Source organism: Streptomyces sp. NPDC025833 (assembly GCF_055558055.1).
Genome location: NZ_JBVHNF010000005.1, coordinates 288,383 through 303,334 on the forward strand (window position 1 = coordinate 288,383; position 14,952 = coordinate 303,334).

The 14,952-nt window shown below is 75.9% G+C and carries 10 protein-coding genes; 3 read left to right on the top strand and 7 right to left on the bottom strand.

The window, feature by feature from the left end; all coding sequences use genetic code 11:
• Positions 1-22: 22 nt before the first annotated feature.
• Both ACZ4K2_RS10790 and ACZ4K2_RS10795 read left to right on the top strand, forming a co-directional pair.
• A complete protein-coding gene (locus tag ACZ4K2_RS10790) occupies positions 23-856 on the top strand; it encodes a helix-turn-helix domain-containing protein (protein WP_467471773.1) in 834 nt (277 codons plus the stop codon).
• A 14-nt stretch (positions 857-870) separates the two neighbouring features.
• Positions 871-1,068, top strand: coding sequence for a DUF397 domain-containing protein (locus ACZ4K2_RS10795; protein ID WP_467472055.1), 198 nt, complete (start codon positions 871-873; stop codon positions 1,066-1,068).
• 316 nt (positions 1,069-1,384) lie between these two features.
• Here ACZ4K2_RS10795 and ACZ4K2_RS10800 read toward each other — a convergent pair whose 3' ends face one another.
• The 7 genes from ACZ4K2_RS10800 to ACZ4K2_RS10830 all read right to left on the bottom strand — a co-directional run bounded on the left by ACZ4K2_RS10800 (position 1,385) and on the right by ACZ4K2_RS10830 (position 12,076).
• Complete coding sequence (locus ACZ4K2_RS10800; protein WP_467471774.1) at positions 1,385-3,196, bottom strand: thiopeptide-type bacteriocin biosynthesis protein; 1,812 nt, start codon at positions 3,194-3,196, stop codon at positions 1,385-1,387.
• 85 nt (positions 3,197-3,281) lie between these two features.
• On the bottom strand, positions 3,282-5,234 hold the full coding sequence (locus ACZ4K2_RS10805; RefSeq protein WP_467471777.1) for a TOMM precursor leader peptide-binding protein: 1,953 nt from the start codon (positions 5,232-5,234) through the stop codon (positions 3,282-3,284).
• A complete protein-coding gene (locus tag ACZ4K2_RS10810) occupies positions 5,231-7,267 on the bottom strand; it encodes a hypothetical protein (protein WP_467471780.1) in 2,037 nt (678 codons plus the stop codon). Before ACZ4K2_RS10810 ends, ACZ4K2_RS10805 begins: the two co-directional genes overlap by 4 nt.
• Positions 7,264-8,487, bottom strand: a complete 1,224-nt coding sequence (locus ACZ4K2_RS10815) for a hypothetical protein (protein WP_467471783.1) — start codon at positions 8,485-8,487, stop codon at positions 7,264-7,266. Before ACZ4K2_RS10815 ends, ACZ4K2_RS10810 begins: the two co-directional genes overlap by 4 nt.
• Positions 8,484-11,372, bottom strand: coding sequence for a lantibiotic dehydratase (locus tag ACZ4K2_RS10820; protein WP_467471786.1), 2,889 nt, complete (start codon positions 11,370-11,372; stop codon positions 8,484-8,486). The genes ACZ4K2_RS10815 and ACZ4K2_RS10820 overlap by 4 nt, the downstream gene beginning before the upstream one ends.
• 286 nt (positions 11,373-11,658) lie before the next feature.
• Complete coding sequence (locus tag ACZ4K2_RS10825) at positions 11,659-11,838, bottom strand: thiazolylpeptide-type bacteriocin (RefSeq protein WP_467471788.1); 180 nt, start codon at positions 11,836-11,838, stop codon at positions 11,659-11,661.
• A 43-nt stretch (positions 11,839-11,881) separates the two neighbouring features.
• Positions 11,882-12,076 (bottom strand): thiazolylpeptide-type bacteriocin, encoded by a 195-nt coding sequence (locus ACZ4K2_RS10830; RefSeq protein WP_467471791.1) that lies wholly within the window; start codon positions 12,074-12,076, stop codon positions 11,882-11,884.
• 577 nt (positions 12,077-12,653) lie between these two features.
• Between ACZ4K2_RS10830 and recD2 the strand changes: the two genes are divergently transcribed.
• A complete protein-coding gene (gene recD2 / locus ACZ4K2_RS10835) occupies positions 12,654-14,951 on the top strand; it encodes an SF1B family DNA helicase RecD2 (RefSeq protein ID WP_467471793.1) in 2,298 nt (765 codons plus the stop codon).
• Position 14,952 lies beyond the last annotated feature (1 nt).

Below are 14,952 nucleotides of genomic sequence, written 5' to 3' on the forward strand. Positions count from 1 at the left end.
GACGCGTTGAGGGGTGTGACCAATGGCGTTGAGGAGTCAGCCGACAGCGCGGCAGTTGCGGCTGGCGGTCGAGCTGCGCAGGATGCGCGATGCGGCTGGCCTCACGGCGCGCGAGGCGGCAGCCATGCTCGGGGTGACGGCTCCGGTCATCAGTCAGATCGAGTCCGGCATCGCGGGAGTGAGTGAGAAACGCTTGCGCCGTCTCGCGTCGCACTACGCCTGCACGGACGAGGCGTTCATCGACGCCCTGGTGGCGATGGCCGCTGATCGGTCTCGCGGATGGTGGGAGGAGTATCGGGGCCTGTTGCCCACGTCGTTCCTGGATCTCGCCGAGCTGGAGCACCACTCAGAGTTCCTGCATCATGTGGCGATCCTGTACGTGCCGGGCCTGCTGCAGGCGGAGGACTACGCTCGCGCGGTCTTCTCCTCCAGGCTGCCGGAACTGACACCTGCGGAGTTGGAGTTGCGTATCCAGCACCGTAAGGAGCGCCAGAGGATCACAGTCCCGTACAAGGCGCTGATCCATGAGGCGGCGCTGCGCATCAGGGTCGGCGATCGCGCCACCCAGAGGGCTCAGCTCGGCCGGCTGATCCAGCTCTCCGAAGCGGAACACGTCACCGTTCGTGTCGTTCCCTTGGACTTGGACGGTTTCGCCGCTTCGAGCACGATGACGTATGCCGGTGGACAGGTGCCCAAGCTGGACACGGTCGTACGGGATGCGCCCCACGGCACAGTTCTGGTCGATTCCGAGGCCCAGCTCAATATTTATAGGACACGCTTCCGTATGGTGGAGGCCGTGTCACTCGAACCTGTCGAGTCGCGCGACTTCATCCGCCGACTGGCCAAGGAGCTGTGAAACTTACCGTGACCATGCCCGTCAACTGGCGGAAGTCCTCCTACTCGGGCGAGGGCGACGGCAATGAGTGTGTGGAGATAGCCAACGCTCCCACCCACACAGCCGTCCGCGACTCCAAGGCGCCCGCTCGCGCCGTCCTCACCTTCCCCGTTCCCGCCTTCGCCGCCTTTCTCGAAGCCCTGAAGCAGGGGCCGCGGGGCACCCGCCCCTAAGGCACCGGCCGATCACGTCACGAGACGGCCCCCGCCCGCATCCGGGTGCTCGGTACCGGCGCCGGCCGGCCTCCGAGGCCCGCTCCGTCGGGGGCCCGGCCGCTCGCCCCCCTGCCGCCGCATCACGCGGCGATCCGCGGGGCGTACGGCCGGCGGACCTCGGATGTTCACCGCGGGGCAACGCCTCCCCGGAGCCGGTCCGCAAGGGCAGGACCATCACCGTCACGGGCAAGCTCACCACCGTCGGGTACGACGGCTACTACCGCTTCACCTACGCCGGTGACGCGGTGAACGCGCCGTCCGTCTCCGTCGCCGACTACGTCGACGTGCGGTAGGCGGCCGGTTCGGCGAACCGGTCCCGGGGCCTGGTGGTGCGGCCCAGGGGCAGCAGGTACTGGACCGGCTCGTCGAGGTCGTCGAGGGCGAGGAGTTCGTGGGTCAGGTCGTCGTGGAGGCCGCCCAGCGGAAGCGTGGACAGCCCGAACGCCGCCGAGGTGAGCAGCAGCGTCTGCGCGAGGTGGCCGGCCTCCAGCAGGCCCAGCCGCAGCGCCCGCAGGCCGTAGCGGCGGCGCAGCAGGCCGAGGTCGAGGTGGACCGCGAGGACCGCCGGGGCCTCGTCGACGCCCACCGCGTCCGGGTCGTCCGCGGGCCGGGAGAGGTACGAGGAGAGCGCCTTCAGGTCGGCGACGGCCGGTGCCGGGCCGATGGGCAGCAGGGCGCGGCGCTCCGGCACGCAGTGGTACGTGCCCGCGGGCAGCCCCGCGACGTCCAGCGCGACCAGGCGCACCCGCACGCTGTAGAGGGCGCCGGCGCTGGGGTAGGGGCGGTGCCGGAACGTGCGCTCGGACCCGTCGGCCGACGGCTGACGGGTCGTGTGGCTCTCGGCGTACGCCGACCACAGCACCCCGCCCAGGGTCTCCGCGTCCAGCGGCCCGTACAGCGGCCCGCGCACGGAACCGCGCCGGTGCAGCGCCTCGGTGAGCGTCAGTTCCGGCAACGGAGCCGCCGGAAGCGGGACTTCGGCGGCCAACTGGGCGGGCGTGGGGTCCGGGCGCGCGGGCAGGTCGCGCAGCGCGGTGTCCTCGGGCCGGCCGACCTGGAACTTGCTGCGCTCCAGGTACTGGTAGTCGGCCGCCCGGTGTCCCGACGGGAAGAACCCCGGCTCGTCCTCCGTCTCCAGCAGCGTGCGGGCGGCGAGACGGCAGACGGCCCGTTCCTCGTCCGGGGTCACGCCGATCCGGTTGAACAGCATGTGCAGGTGGGAGGCCCACACCCAGGGTGCGCGGCGGGCGGCCTCCTCCGCGGGCAGGGCGTCGCGCAACCGGGTGTCCGCCGCGCCGACCCGCTCCGCCCACTCGGCCAGCCAGGGCGCCGCCGTGCCCGCGTCGAGGGCGGCCCGCAGCGCCCGCGCGCGCCGGACCAGGCTGGTCCGCTGGCGGGCGAACACCGCGTTCACGCGGGAGTGGACGGCGGCCCCGGGCAGCGGCTCCACCTCGCTGATCCAGCGCCAGGAGGCGGCGTGCCGCCGCAGCCAGCCCGCGGCCCGCAACTCGTCGAGGCCGAGCCCGTGCGCGGTGGCGTGGGCGATGTCCAGGGCGAGCGGCAGCCGGGCGGCCCGGTCCGGGGTCGCGCGCAGGGCCTCGACGGCCGCGCGGGTGGAGTGGGCGAACACCTCCTCGGCGAGGGGGAGCGCGGCGGGACCGCCGTACCGCTCGGTCTCGGGCACGTACGGCACCTCGCGCACCTCGCCGTGCCGGGACGGCCAGGGGCCGGTGAACTCCGCGGCCCGGCCCGCGGCCGACTCGGCCAGGGCGGACCGCAGTTCGGCCACGGCGTCGCCGGGCAGCGGGCCCCGGAACCGGATCCGCAGGTGCGGGCCGCCCTCGCCGTAGCGGATGAAGAACCAGGCGGCGCGCGGATCCGCGGTCAGGCGGTCCATCAGCGGGGCGAGGTCGTCGGTGACGAAGGCGTCCGTCTCCGCGCCGCCGCAGTGCAGGGCGAGGTGCAGGCTGTGCCAGGGGTGTCCGTCACCGTCGGACGCCGACGCCGACGCCGACGCCGACGCCGACGCGGTCACGGACGTGGACACGGTCCCGGGGGCGGCCGGGCGGGGGCGGGCGGTCGTCATCGCGTCCTCATTCGCTTCACTGGCGTCACTGGCTTCTCGGAACTCACGGCATTCACGGGCTCACGGGCTCACGGCATTCACGGGCTCACGGGAAAGGGTGGGGGTCAAGGGGCAGTTCGTCGCGGCGCGGCGGCCGGGGCGTACGGCCCAGCCGGTGCGGCACGTCCAGCAGCCGGTCCAGGCCCGTGGTACGGCGGTTGACGTGCCCGAAGGTCATCGGCAGCGTGCCGGGGACGATCACCTTGGCGCAGTGCAGCCCCAGCCGGTCCCGGACACCCGGCTCGTCCTGGGTGACCGCGACGACCTCCAGACCCTGCGCGGCCAGCCGCTCCACGGTCCGCTCCAGCAGCGGCGTCAGGTCGGCCACCGGCTCCGGCGCGCCCGGCCAGCGCTCCTGCCACGGCGCCTCCGCGGTCTCGGCGAACAGGAAGTCCAGCCGGTGCTGCGCCTCCGGCAGGGTGTTCAGGCCCACGTGGTCGTCCAGGTCCAGCACCAGCTCGGGACGGTCCAGCATCGGCCGCAGCCGATCGGGGTCCCGGGGCCCGCCCGGCGCCGAACGGCGGGCGGCCTCCTGCACGTTGGTGACCACTTCGGCCACCGCCGAACGGATCGCGACCCGGGGGTCGTGGTGCGCGCCGGCGGCCAGGAACGCGCGCGGGGCGTCGGGATGCGTGCCCTCGTAACGGCACAGCGAGACCACCGCGGGAACGCCCAGGTCGTTGGTCGCGTCCAGCAGGACCAGACGGTAGCGCAGCAGCGCGGCCCGGTCGGCGAGGGCGGTGACCTCCGGGTCGTCACCGGGTAGGGCGATCCGTGGCAGCGGGGTGCGCGCGTACCAGGCCATCAGGAAGGCGTCGCGTTCGGCGACCTCGAACAGCCCGTACAGCACCGCCTCCTGGGGGCTGTTGCCCAGCCCGCAGCCGTTCGAGGACTCGTACACCACGCGCGGCCGGTCCGGTCCCGGGACGTCCCAGTACGCCACGTGCTCGGGCACCGCCAGCGCGCGGCGCCCGGTGAGGGACCAGCCGTACACCCAGTCGAGCACGAGGTCCGGGGCGTACGGGACGGTCCGGCGGGCCGGATGGCCGTCGAACTCGGGGTCCGGCAGACCGAGCCGGACGGGGTCGAGCACGGCGGTCGCGCCCGCCGCGGCGAGGTCGGCGTACGAGGCGCGCAGCACGGTACGGCGGCCGGTGGGCCGCATCCCGGCGAGCCGCTCCACGCTCTCGAAGAGGGCGACGCGTTCGCTGGACCGGAAGTCCCCCGACCGGCCGTAGCCGCCGTCGTCGAGTGCGCGGCCGTCCGTCACCCAGGCGGTGGTCAGCGCGAACGCGGAGTCCTCGGTCCGGAAGAGCCGGCGCACCGGGCCGAACCGCTCGTCGTGCAGTTCGGTCCGCAGACTCTCCGTGGAGGTTCGGGGATTGGGGCCGCGCAGCACCGCCGGGTCGGGCAGTGGGCGCGGGCCGTCCGGCACCCGGGCGGCGGCGGGGGAGTCGTCCGGCAGCGGCCGGCAGACCGGGCAGCCGCCGACCGGCCGGACGCGGTGGGTGGACCAGGTGTACCGGTCGCCCTGGAGGATGTGGACCACGGCCCGGCCGTCGCCGGTGTCCGGGGCGGGGGCGTCCGGAGCGGGGGTGCCGGGGGCGGCGTGCGGGGTGGCCGCCAGCAGGTCCGTCGCGAGCCGGAGCGCCGCCTCGGCCAGCGGCGGGGTCCCGGTGCCGCCGAGCGCCAGCCGCGGGCTGCCCCACGGCACCCGGCCGCCCGCGGTGGCCAGCCGCTGGTACTCCGCGCAGCCGGCGCACGCCCGCGCGCCGGGGTGGAGCACGGGCCCGATCACGGTCAGCGCGCCGTCCTCGCGCACCGGCACGAACCGCACCGGGTGCGCCAGGGCGTGCCGGCTCAGCCGCTCGGCCAGTCCGAGGTCCCACGCCGTCAGCCGCACGACGGCGGAGCCCTCGACGGTCGCCAGCGCCACCGCGGGGTCGAGGACGGGCACGGCCCCGGGGAGGGGGAGCGGGTACGGGTCGGCGGTGTTCATGCGGGGCCTCCCGGTCCGGTCAGGACCGTGAATCCGGATGCGTGCAGGGCGTCGGCGAGGGGATGGTGTCCGGTGCCGCGCCAGGGGGTCGGGCGCAGGCCGGTCAGGCGCTCCAGACCGGCGCGCAGGGCCGGTTCCCGGGCGGCGATCCCGGCCAGCCAGGTGTCGGTCCAGCCCTCGTCCGCCCAGCCGGCCGTCTCGACGCCGGCCGCGGCGAGCGGGGCGGCTGCGCCGTCGAGCGCGGTGTGCAGGGCCGGTTCCGGCGTTTGCCGCGCGGCCATCGCGCGCGTGACCGCGCCGAGCGCGGCGAGTGCCACGGCGTCGGCCGCGGTGGCCTCGACCGCGTGGCTCACCGTGGCGGGGAGCGCGGGGGTGCCGTCCTGGTCCGGCCGGACCCGGACGACGGCCACGTGGGCCTCCCCGGTGCCGAGCGGCCGGACCGACAGCTCGGCGGAGCGGTCCATGCGCTCGGTCAGCGCGGTCCACCAGTGGCGGGCCTGGGGATGCGAGCGCAGGGCGTCGTCCGCGAGGCCGGTGACGGTCCCCGGCCCGGTCGCTGCCGGGGTGGCGGCCAGCGCGGCACGGCGCAGCGCCCGGCCGTGGGCGTGGCCGGGTCCCGCGCCGACCACCGGGACCGACGTGCCGTCGCCGAGGGCGAGTTCGGCGGCCCGGCAGGCCGCTTCCAGCCGGGCCAGGTCCGCCCGTACGGCCCCGGCGAACAGCGGACCCGCGGGGGTACGGCAGGAGACGAGCGAGGCGGGGAGCTGCGGCAGCCCCCCGGGCAGCGGCGCGTCGAGCACGCCGAGCCGCGGATCGCCCAGGGCCGTGATCCGGCGCAGGGCTTCGGCCAGGTCCGGCGCGGGCGGGGCGTCCGGTTCCCGGCGAGCGGCGCGCGGAGCGGCGGCCCACGGGTGGTACGCCGCCCCGGGCGGCTCGGCCCGGGCGATCAGCACGGCCGGATGCCCGGCCGCCGCCGCGCCGGAGGCCTCCTCGTGCGGGGCGGCGGGGTCGGGGAGACCGGCGACGGCCGCGAGCAGCCGCCCGACCGCGGCCCCGGCCAGCAGTGCGACATGCGCCGGGGACGGAACCGGGGGTGGAGCCGGGTGCGGAGCGGCCGGCCGCGACCGCTCGGTGGCGGAACCGCCGGGCGGCCACGTCGGCGTGCCGGTACCGATGCCCGTACGGGTACCGGAACCGATACCAGTACCGGTGTCGATGCCGGTACCGATGTCCAGACGGGCGGCGAGGGCGGCGGCGTCGGTGCGGGCGCGGTCCGGCGGCCCCGGCGCGGTCACGAAACCTTCGTCGGCGTCGCAGGCCACGGCCAGCGCCAGCACTCCGGACGGCGTACCGGCGGTGACCACGGCCCGTCCGGCGGGGAGCCGGTCGTCGGCGGTGACCCGCGGGCTCGCCCCCGCGTGGCGGAGCGCCCGTACGAGGCTCACGCCGAGCGGGCCCCCCGGGTCGGCGGTGGCGACGACCGGCCGCGCGGCCCGGATCGCCCGGGCGGCGTCCGCGGGGCGGGCGGCCGAGGAGCCCGGCCAGGGCGGGAGTTCGGCACCGGCCGGGTGCTCGACCACCAGATCGTGCTCACGCAGCCGGTCCGTGAGCGTGGCCAGCGCGGCTTCCACCCGCGGACCGGGCCGCTCGCTCGCCGCCGCCGTCCCCTGTGACCCGGCCAGGTCTTCCGCATGCCCCGTGCCCTCGACGCCACCGGCGTCACCGGCACCCTCCCCGCCACCGTTTTCCGGCGACTCGCCGTCCAGGGCCAGCCGGTCCGCGAGGAGGCGCCACAGGGCCGGCAGCGCGCGGCTGCCCTCCAGCGTGACGCCGGCGCCACGGCCGCGCAGGTGCAGACCCGCGAGCAGCGGGGTGACCGCCACACCCGGCCGCAGCCGCAGTGTCACGTCCGGCGCTGCCGTGGCCGCGCCGGAGGCATCGCCGGGCGCGGCGGACTCCCCGCCCGCGGACGGCTCGTCACCCGCCCGAGGCTCCGGTCCCGGGTCCGCCGTCGCGGCCTGGGCGGTGGTCATGAGGCGCCCTCCACCGCGGCGATCACCTCGTCGACGCGGTCCTGCCAGGTGTGCCCGGTGAGTTCCGGGACCGTGCGCACGACCAGGTGCGCGGCGAGGTACCGCTCCACCGGCCGTACGTCGCAGATCGCGAACAGCCGGTACAGCGCGTTCGTACAGGCCCGGTAGATCAGGTAGTCGGGACGGCTCCACATCGTGCCCCGCGGGTCCGAGCGGTGCAGCCGGCGGTGGAACTCGCTGTACCGGGTGCGCACGTCCTGGTTCCAGCGGTCGGCCACCGTCCGGTCGCCGAGCGCCGCCGCCCGGTCCCGGTACTCGAGCGGGTCGCCGGCGAAGTCCGCGCCCGCCGCGAACCGCTCCGCCGCGATGCGCCACGCCTCGGCGGACCAGCCGGCCCAGACGCCTTCCCAGCCGGCCGCCCCGCCGCCCGTGATCCGCCCGACCAGGGCGGTGACGGCGGGCCCGGTGGCCTCCCAGCGGCGTTCGAAGGCGGCCCGCAGCCGCCCGTCCGCATCCTCGTACACCAGGAAGTCCTCCAGGTGCGAGACGAACGAGTAGTGACCGCCGACCAGCCCCTCCGGATGCGCGGCGGCGTGCGCGGCCAGCGCCGCGACCGCGAGCTGCACCCGGGCGGCGGGGGTGTCACCGTGCCGGCCGAGGAACGCGCACCCGGCGTCGAGCGCGGGCAGCCCCAGCACCAGCAGGTCGTCGCGGAGCCGGACCCCGTCGGGTCCGATCAGGGCGTGCAGGGACGACTGGTCCACCGGTTCGACGCGGACCGTGCCGTCGGGGGTGAGCGGGCCGTACGGCGGCGGGATCAGCTCCGTGCGCCCGGCCACCTCGGCCCGGGCGAGGAGTTCGGCCTCGGTGGCGCGTGCGGCCGGGGGGTGCGCGGCCGCCCAGGCCCGCAGGGCGGCCGCGGTGCGCTCGGCCGCCGCGGCCGTCCGCCCGGGTGCGCCGCGCAGCCGGACCCGGACGTGCGGACCGTGCAGCCAGTGCCGTTCGACGTGCGCGGTCAGTCCTTCGGCGGCGGCCCGCCGGGCCGCCGGCAGCACCGCCTCGCGCAGCAGCGGCGCCTTGTCCTCGCGGTAGTCGTAGAGGACGACGTCGACCGCCCCGGCGGCACCGGGCACGTCCGGGTCCGGGGAAGCGGCCGCGGAGGTGGCCGGGGGTGCGGCCGTTCGGGCGTCCTGCGGCGCGGGGCCGGCCGGGGCGTTCATCGGGTGCCTCCTCGGCGGGGTGCGGGCGGGGTGGCGGGTCGGGACGTGTCGGGGCCCGCCGTACGGCGGCGCGCCGGGCGGTACGTCTCGACGACGGACTCCACGGCACGGACGGGCCGGTCCCGGCCGCCGAAGACGGGCAGGGCCTCCTCCAGGACGACGCCCTCGGCGTGCCGGGCCAGCCAGGCGCCCAGGCAGCGCAGGTGCAGGGCGTTGCCCAGGTCGAGCGCCTGCGGCTTGGGCGCGCGCAGCCGCGCGAGGAAGTCGTCGACCGCGCGTCCGGCCGGGGGCCGCGGGACCGGGTGCAGGAACACCTGCTCCGGAAGGCCGAGCAGGGCCCGCCAGCGGGCCACCGCGGCGGCCGGAACCTCGCCCTCCGCCGCGGCGAGGTCGGCGCGCAGCGCGCCGAGCACACCCGGGCCGAGGCGCCAGCGGCGCCGGGCCAGCACCAGGTGGCGGTGGCGCAGCCGCGGGGTGCGCACCACCTCGCCGCCGGGCGCCGGCAGGGTGTGCCGGGGCAGCAGCGGGCGGAAGTCGACCACCCCCTCGGGGTGGTCGGAGAGGAACGGCCCGAGCCGCCGGGGCAGCATGATGGGGGCGAGGAAGCCCAGGTAGAGGACGTCCAGCGGGTCCCCGGTCGCCCGTACGCGCAAGCGCAGCCGGTCGCTCACCGGATCGTGGACGAGGTCGAGGTCCGCCTCGGCGAGGGCGGTCCGGCCGCGGTCGGGCCCGATCTCCTCGGCGAGCAGCAGCGGGTGGAGGTTGGCGTTGAACCCGCCCACCGGCCGGACCTGGGCCGCCCGCGCGTCCGCGCCGAGGCCGCGCCGGACGCGCTCGGCGACCGCGGTGGCGGCGTCCGCGGGCAGGGCGCCGAGGAAGCGGCTGGTGAACCGGCCCCAGCCGCCGTACACGTGGTTGACGCACAGCAGGCCGTCCTCGTGGGACCGCTGGACGAAGTGGGAGTAGCTGAGCGGCCGGGCGGCCGTCCAGTCGGGCAGGCGGCAGGCGAGGGCGCGGACCGGGCCGGCCGGCAGGACGGCACAGTCCGCCGGGCCGGCCCCGGCCGGTCCCGCCGCCTGCCAGGCCAGGGCGGCGAACTCCTCGCGCAGCCGCGCGAGTCCGGCCAGTCCGGGCGGCAGGCCGGGATCGTCGGACCGCAAGCCCACCAGCCGGCCGGACTCCTCCCAGGCGGCCGCGGTGTCGGCACCGAAGTCCCAGGGGTCGCGGCAGACACCGCCCACCCCGTAGCGGGCGACGAAACGGTCCCGGGCGACCCGGCTCATCACGTGCCCCAGGTCGAACAGCTCGGCCAGCGCGGTGAGTTCGGCGAGTGCGTCGTGGTCGTCGGGGGTGAACGGGTCGTACTCGGCGGGCCGGTCCTCGGCGGCCCGGTCCCCGTACGGCGGCCGGCCGGAATCCCCGGAGCCACCGGAGCACCCGCCCGCGGCCGGTGCGGCCGGCGGGCGCCGGGGGGCCAGGGGCGCGGGGGCGACGGCGTCCTCGGTGAGGACCGTCAGCGGTGCCGCGTCCGGCGGGACGGGCCGGCCGGTGTCGGCGAGCAGGGCGTGCCAGCGCCCGGCCAGCGCGTCGAGCAGGGCGGGGCGTTCGGCGGCGGGCGTCTGCGCGAACCGCCGCGTGTCGTCGCCGAGCCGGGCGACCCGGTCCGCCAGGGCGGTGTCCGCGGGCCACTGCCGCAGCCATCCGGCGAGCGCGCGCAGCGGGGCCGGGTGCTGCGGGTCGACGGGGTCCGCGGGGACGAGCAGCCCCGAGTCGGCGAGACGGTCCACGAAACCCGCGACGGCGGAGTCCTCCGCCGTGCGCCCCAGGGCGGCCGCGAGCCGGGCGGTCAGCGTGCCGAGACCGAGCGGGCCGTCGGCGAGGACGGCGGCCAGCGTGTCCAGCGCCGGGCGGGCGGCCACCTCGGCCTCGTCCTCGCGGGTGACCAGGTACCGGCCCCCGGCGAACAGCGCCTCCACGCGGGCGAAGCGGGCCCGTCCGTCGGCCACCGCGGCGGTGCTCGTCATGCGGTGCGGGAGGGCGTGACGGCGGCGGGGCTCGTCGAGCAGGGCCGCGGTGAGCGCGGCGACGAGCGTGCGGTTCTCCTCGACGACGGGCACGACGGGCACGACGGGCACCACGGGCGCGGCGGCCCCCGCCCCGGTCACGGAGGCCGACTGCGATTCCCTCCCCGGGGCTTCCGGTGCGGACGCGGTGGGGTCGGCCGCCCAGCCCACGGCGGTGAACCACGACAGCGGGCTGGTCTTCGTGCTGGCCCGCAGGGCGTGCCGCAGGACCGAGGGCTCCTCCTTGCGCGCCCGCCGCCCTGTCTCGCCCCGGCCCGCCCTGCCGACCGCCCGCAGCAGGTCGGCGCTGCTCAGTGCGACGGCCCGGGTGAAGGCGGGCGAGCGGCAGAGGCCGGCGAGCGCGGCGCGCTCGGCGGTCAGGGCGGCCGGGCCCGCGAGGGCGAGTCCGTCGAGCAGCCGGGCGCGCGCTTCGCGCAGGGCGAGCCAGTCGGCGAGCCGGGGCACCCGGTCGGGCAGGGTGCCGAGCCGGCCGAGGAGGGCGGGGCGGGGCTCCCGGTCGTTGTGCAGGTCGCGGCGGAGCGGGAGGACCACCCGGCGGTGGAACTCCTCGTCGTGGCCCGCGCGCGCGGCGAACAGGTCGTCGCACAGGGCGGCCCGCAGGGCGGCTTCCTCGGCGGCCAGCCCGGTGAGCCGGGCGAGCAGGGCCCGCACCTCGGCGCCGGGCGCGGTCTCGGCGGGGTAGGGGAGCACGGTCGTCCGGACGAGGGCGTACGGCGCGGTCCGGTCGCCCGGTTCCCCCGGACCGGCCCCGCCGGGCGGCGGCACGCGCACCGGGGCTGGGTGCGGGACGGGGTACGGCATGACGGAACTCCCGGCGTACGGCTCGGACGGGGACGGGGACGGCGCACCGGACGGCGGACGCACCGGCCGGACGGAACGCGGATGAACCGGACGGAGGACGCGGAAGCCGTACGGAAGTCGCACTCGCCTTCGCCGCACGGCAGACGCACATAACGGACGGAGGCGTACCGGCGCGGGACGCGGGCCGGGTCGTACGGCCGGCCGGTCGATGGGACGAGCCGGCCGGCCGCACGGGCTGTGGTCCGCCGGCCTCGTGGAACGCGAGGCCGGGGGGTGCACCGGTGGGCTAGTAGGGCATGTCGGGCAGCCTCGGCTGGGCGCACGAGGAGGAGCCGCACGAGCAGGAGCTCACTCCGCCGGAGGCGCCCGTCTCGGGCAGCGCCACGGTGTCCCGTAGGGCGGTGACGGTCAGCTCGCCGAGGTCGAGGTCCCCGAGGGCGAGAAGGTCCTCGTCGTACTCAGGCATGTGGAGCCTCTCAGTTCGAAGGGCGTGCGCGGACGGGTGCGGATCAGAGGTTCGGCGTGTCCGTCGTCGGCTGCGCACAGGACGACGAGCCCTGGCAGGAGCAGGAGCCCCACGAGGCGCCGTTCTCGGGCAGCGCCGCGGTGTCGCGCAGCGAGGTCACGGTCAGGTCGGTGAGGTCCAGGTCCGCGTCGAGGTCCTGGAGCTCCAGGGCGTCCTGCTGGTTCGGCATACGGGACATGACGAACTCCCTTCGGAGGAAGGTGGAGACCGGAACGCGCCACCGGAAGGGCGGCGCGGAACATGCCGAAAAGAGCGGCATGTGGGGAAAATCCGCTCGAAGCCTTAGAAAGTGCCCGAACGGCCATTCGTCGTGCAGCAGCGAGTCTGGATCCCGGGGGAGGGCGTCGACAAGGCCGATCCGGATATTGGCCTGTTGTGTTCATCCCGGTTCGATGCGGTCTTGGCAGGCCGCAGTGGGGTGGTCCGGCCCCGGTTGGACCGGTGCATGGTGAAGGTAACGTGTGGTTACGTGCCCTTTGCGCGGTAAATCTCCCCTGGTTGGTCACAAACCGGGCCGGGGTGTCGGCAAGAGGACGTCCCGCCTCCGCCGGCCGGGGGCCCGCCGCCCCGGCCGCCTCCGGCCGCACCCGTCGCGCCGGGGGCGTACGCATCGCGGACGCGGGGGGTGCAGTATCGGTCAACTTCCGTACCGTGAATGGCGGAAGCCGATCCCTGCGGTCCGTGCGGCCGGCCGGGGCGTCCGCCGGGAGGAGGACCGCGCCACCGCTGTCAGAGTCGGCGGGTACGGTCGGATCATGGCGCAACAGGCGGGGACGGAGTCCGGTGAGCGGCGGCTCGCCGTACTGGAGGGCGTACTGGAGCGGATCACGTACGCCAACGAGGAGAACGGCTACACCGTCGCCCGGGTCGACACCGGCAGGGGCGCCGGGGACCTCCTCACCGTGGTGGGCGCGCTGCTCGGCGCCCAGGTGGGGGAGTCCCTGCGGATGGAGGGCCGCTGGGGGTCGCACCCGCAGTACGGCAGGCAGTTCCACGTGGAGAACTACACGACCGTCCTGCCCGCCACCGTCCAGGGCATCCGGCGCTATCTGGGGTCCGGGCTGGTGAAGGGCATCGGGCCCGTCTTCGCCGACCGGATCACCCGGCACTTCGGGCTGGACACCCTGCGCGTCGTCGAGGAGGAGCCCGGGCGGCTGATCGAGGTGCCCGGACTCGGTCCCAAGCGGACCAGGAAGATCGCCGACGCCTGGGAGGAGCAGAAGGCGATCAAGGAGGTCATGCTCTTCCTCCAGACCGTCGAGGTGTCGACCTCCATCGCCGTGCGGATCTACAAGAAGTACGGCGACGCGTCGATCTCCGTCGTGAAGGAGGAGCCGTACCGGCTCGCCGCCGACGTCTGGGGCATCGGCTTCCTCACCGCCGACAAGATCGCCCAGTCGGTCGGCATCCCGCACGACAGCCCCGCGCGCGTGAAGGCCGGCCTCCAGTACGCGCTCTCGCAATCCGCCGACCAGGGGAACTGCTTCCTGCCCGAGGAGCGGCTGATCGCCGACGCCGTCAAGCTCCTCCAGGTCGACACCGGGCTGGTCATCGAGTGCCTCGCCGAACTGTCCGAGCCCCCGGAGGAAGGGGCCGACCCGGGGGTCGTACGGGAGCGGGTGCCCGGACCGGAAGGCGGCGCGGAGCCCGTCAGCGCCGTCTACCTCGTGCCCTTCCACCGCGCCGAGCTGTCCCTGGCCGGCCAGTTGCTGCGGCTGCTGCGGACGGACCAGGACCGGATGCCGGGCTTCCGGGGAGTGGACTGGGGCAAGGCGCTCGGCTGGCTCCGGGCGCGCACCGGCGCCGACCTCGCGCCCGAGCAGGAGGCGGCCGTCAGGCTGGCGCTGACCGAGAAGGTGGCGGTGCTGACCGGCGGCCCCGGCTGCGGCAAGTCGTTCACCGTCCGCTCGATCGTGGAGCTGGCCCGGGCCCGGCGGGCCAAGGTGGTGCTGGCCGCACCGACCGGCCGCGCGGCCAAGCGGCTGTCCGAGCTGACCGGGGCCGAGGCGTCCACCGTGCACCGGCTGCTGGAACTGAAGCCCGGCGGGGACGCGGCCTACGACCGGGACCGGCCGCTCGACGCCGACCTGGTGGTCGTGGACGAGGCGTCGATGCTGGACCTGCTGCTGGCCAACAGACTGGTGAAGGCGGTGCCGCCGGGCGCCCACCTGCTCTTCGTCGGGGACGTGGACCAGTTGCCCAGCGTGGGGGCCGGGGAGGTGCTGCGGGACCTGCTCGCCGACGGGAGCCCGGTCCCGGCCGTCCGGCTCACCCGGGTCTTCCGGCAGGCCCAGCAGTCCGGCGTCGTCACCAACGCGCACCGGATCAACGCGGGGCAGCACCCCCTCACCGACGGGCTGAAGGACTTCTTCCTCTTCGTCGAGGACGACACCGAGGCCGCCGGCCGGCTCACCGTCGACGTGGCCGCGCGGCGGATCCCCGCCAGGTTCGGGCTGGACCCGCGCCGGGACGTCCAGGTGCTCGCCCCGATGCACCGGGGACCGGCCGGCGCGGGCGCGCTCAACGGACTGCTCCAGCAGGCCGTCACCCCGGGACGGCCCGACCTGCCGGAGAAGCGGTTCGGCGGCCGGGTCTTCCGCGTCGGCGACAAGGTCACCCAGATCCGCAACAATTACGAGAAAGGGAAGAACGGTGTCTTCAACGGCACCGTGGGCGTCGTCACCTCGCTCGATCCCGTCGACCAGCGCCTGACCGTGCTGACGGACGAGGACGAGGAGGTTCCGTACGAATTCGACGAACTGGACGAACTGGCCCACGCGTACGCGGTGACCATCCACCGCTCCCAGGGCAGCGAGTATCCCGCCGTGGTGATTCCGGTCACCACCGGGGCCTGGATGATGCTCCAGCGGAACCTGCTGTACACGGCGGTCACCCGGGCCAGACGGCTGGTGGTCCTCGTCGGTTCACGCAGGGCGATCGGGCAGGCGGTGCGCACGGTGTCCGCCGGACGGCGCTGCACGGCTCTGGACTTCCGCCTCGGCGGAAATGATCGATCAAACGAGTCGCAAAGGTCACAGAGCTCTTCCGGATGAC

What these genes read in the sequence shown, in the direction of transcription:
- recD2 (WP_467471793.1), top strand. Translation starts at nt 12,654, where the DNA reads ATGGCGCAACAGGCGGGGACGGAGTCCGGTGAGCGGCGGCTCGCCGTA.
- ACZ4K2_RS10815 (WP_467471783.1), bottom strand. Translation starts at nt 8,487, where the DNA reads ATGAACGCCCCGGCCGGCCCCGCGCCGCAGGACGCCCGAACGGCCGCA.
- ACZ4K2_RS10795 (WP_467472055.1), top strand. Translation starts at nt 871, where the DNA reads ATGCCCGTCAACTGGCGGAAGTCCTCCTACTCGGGCGAGGGCGACGGC.
- ACZ4K2_RS10830 (WP_467471791.1), bottom strand. Translation starts at nt 12,076, where the DNA reads ATGTCCCGTATGCCGAACCAGCAGGACGCCCTGGAGCTCCAGGACCTC.
- ACZ4K2_RS10820 (WP_467471786.1), bottom strand. Translation starts at nt 11,372, where the DNA reads ATGCCGTACCCCGTCCCGCACCCAGCCCCGGTGCGCGTGCCGCCGCCC.
- ACZ4K2_RS10825 (WP_467471788.1), bottom strand. Translation starts at nt 11,838, where the DNA reads ATGCCTGAGTACGACGAGGACCTTCTCGCCCTCGGGGACCTCGACCTC.
- ACZ4K2_RS10805 (WP_467471777.1), bottom strand. Translation starts at nt 5,234, where the DNA reads ATGAACACCGCCGACCCGTACCCGCTCCCCCTCCCCGGGGCCGTGCCC.
- ACZ4K2_RS10800 (WP_467471774.1), bottom strand. Translation starts at nt 3,196, where the DNA reads ATGACGACCGCCCGCCCCCGCCCGGCCGCCCCCGGGACCGTGTCCACG.
- ACZ4K2_RS10790 (WP_467471773.1), top strand. Translation starts at nt 23, where the DNA reads ATGGCGTTGAGGAGTCAGCCGACAGCGCGGCAGTTGCGGCTGGCGGTC.
- ACZ4K2_RS10810 (WP_467471780.1), bottom strand. Translation starts at nt 7,267, where the DNA reads ATGACCACCGCCCAGGCCGCGACGGCGGACCCGGGACCGGAGCCTCGG.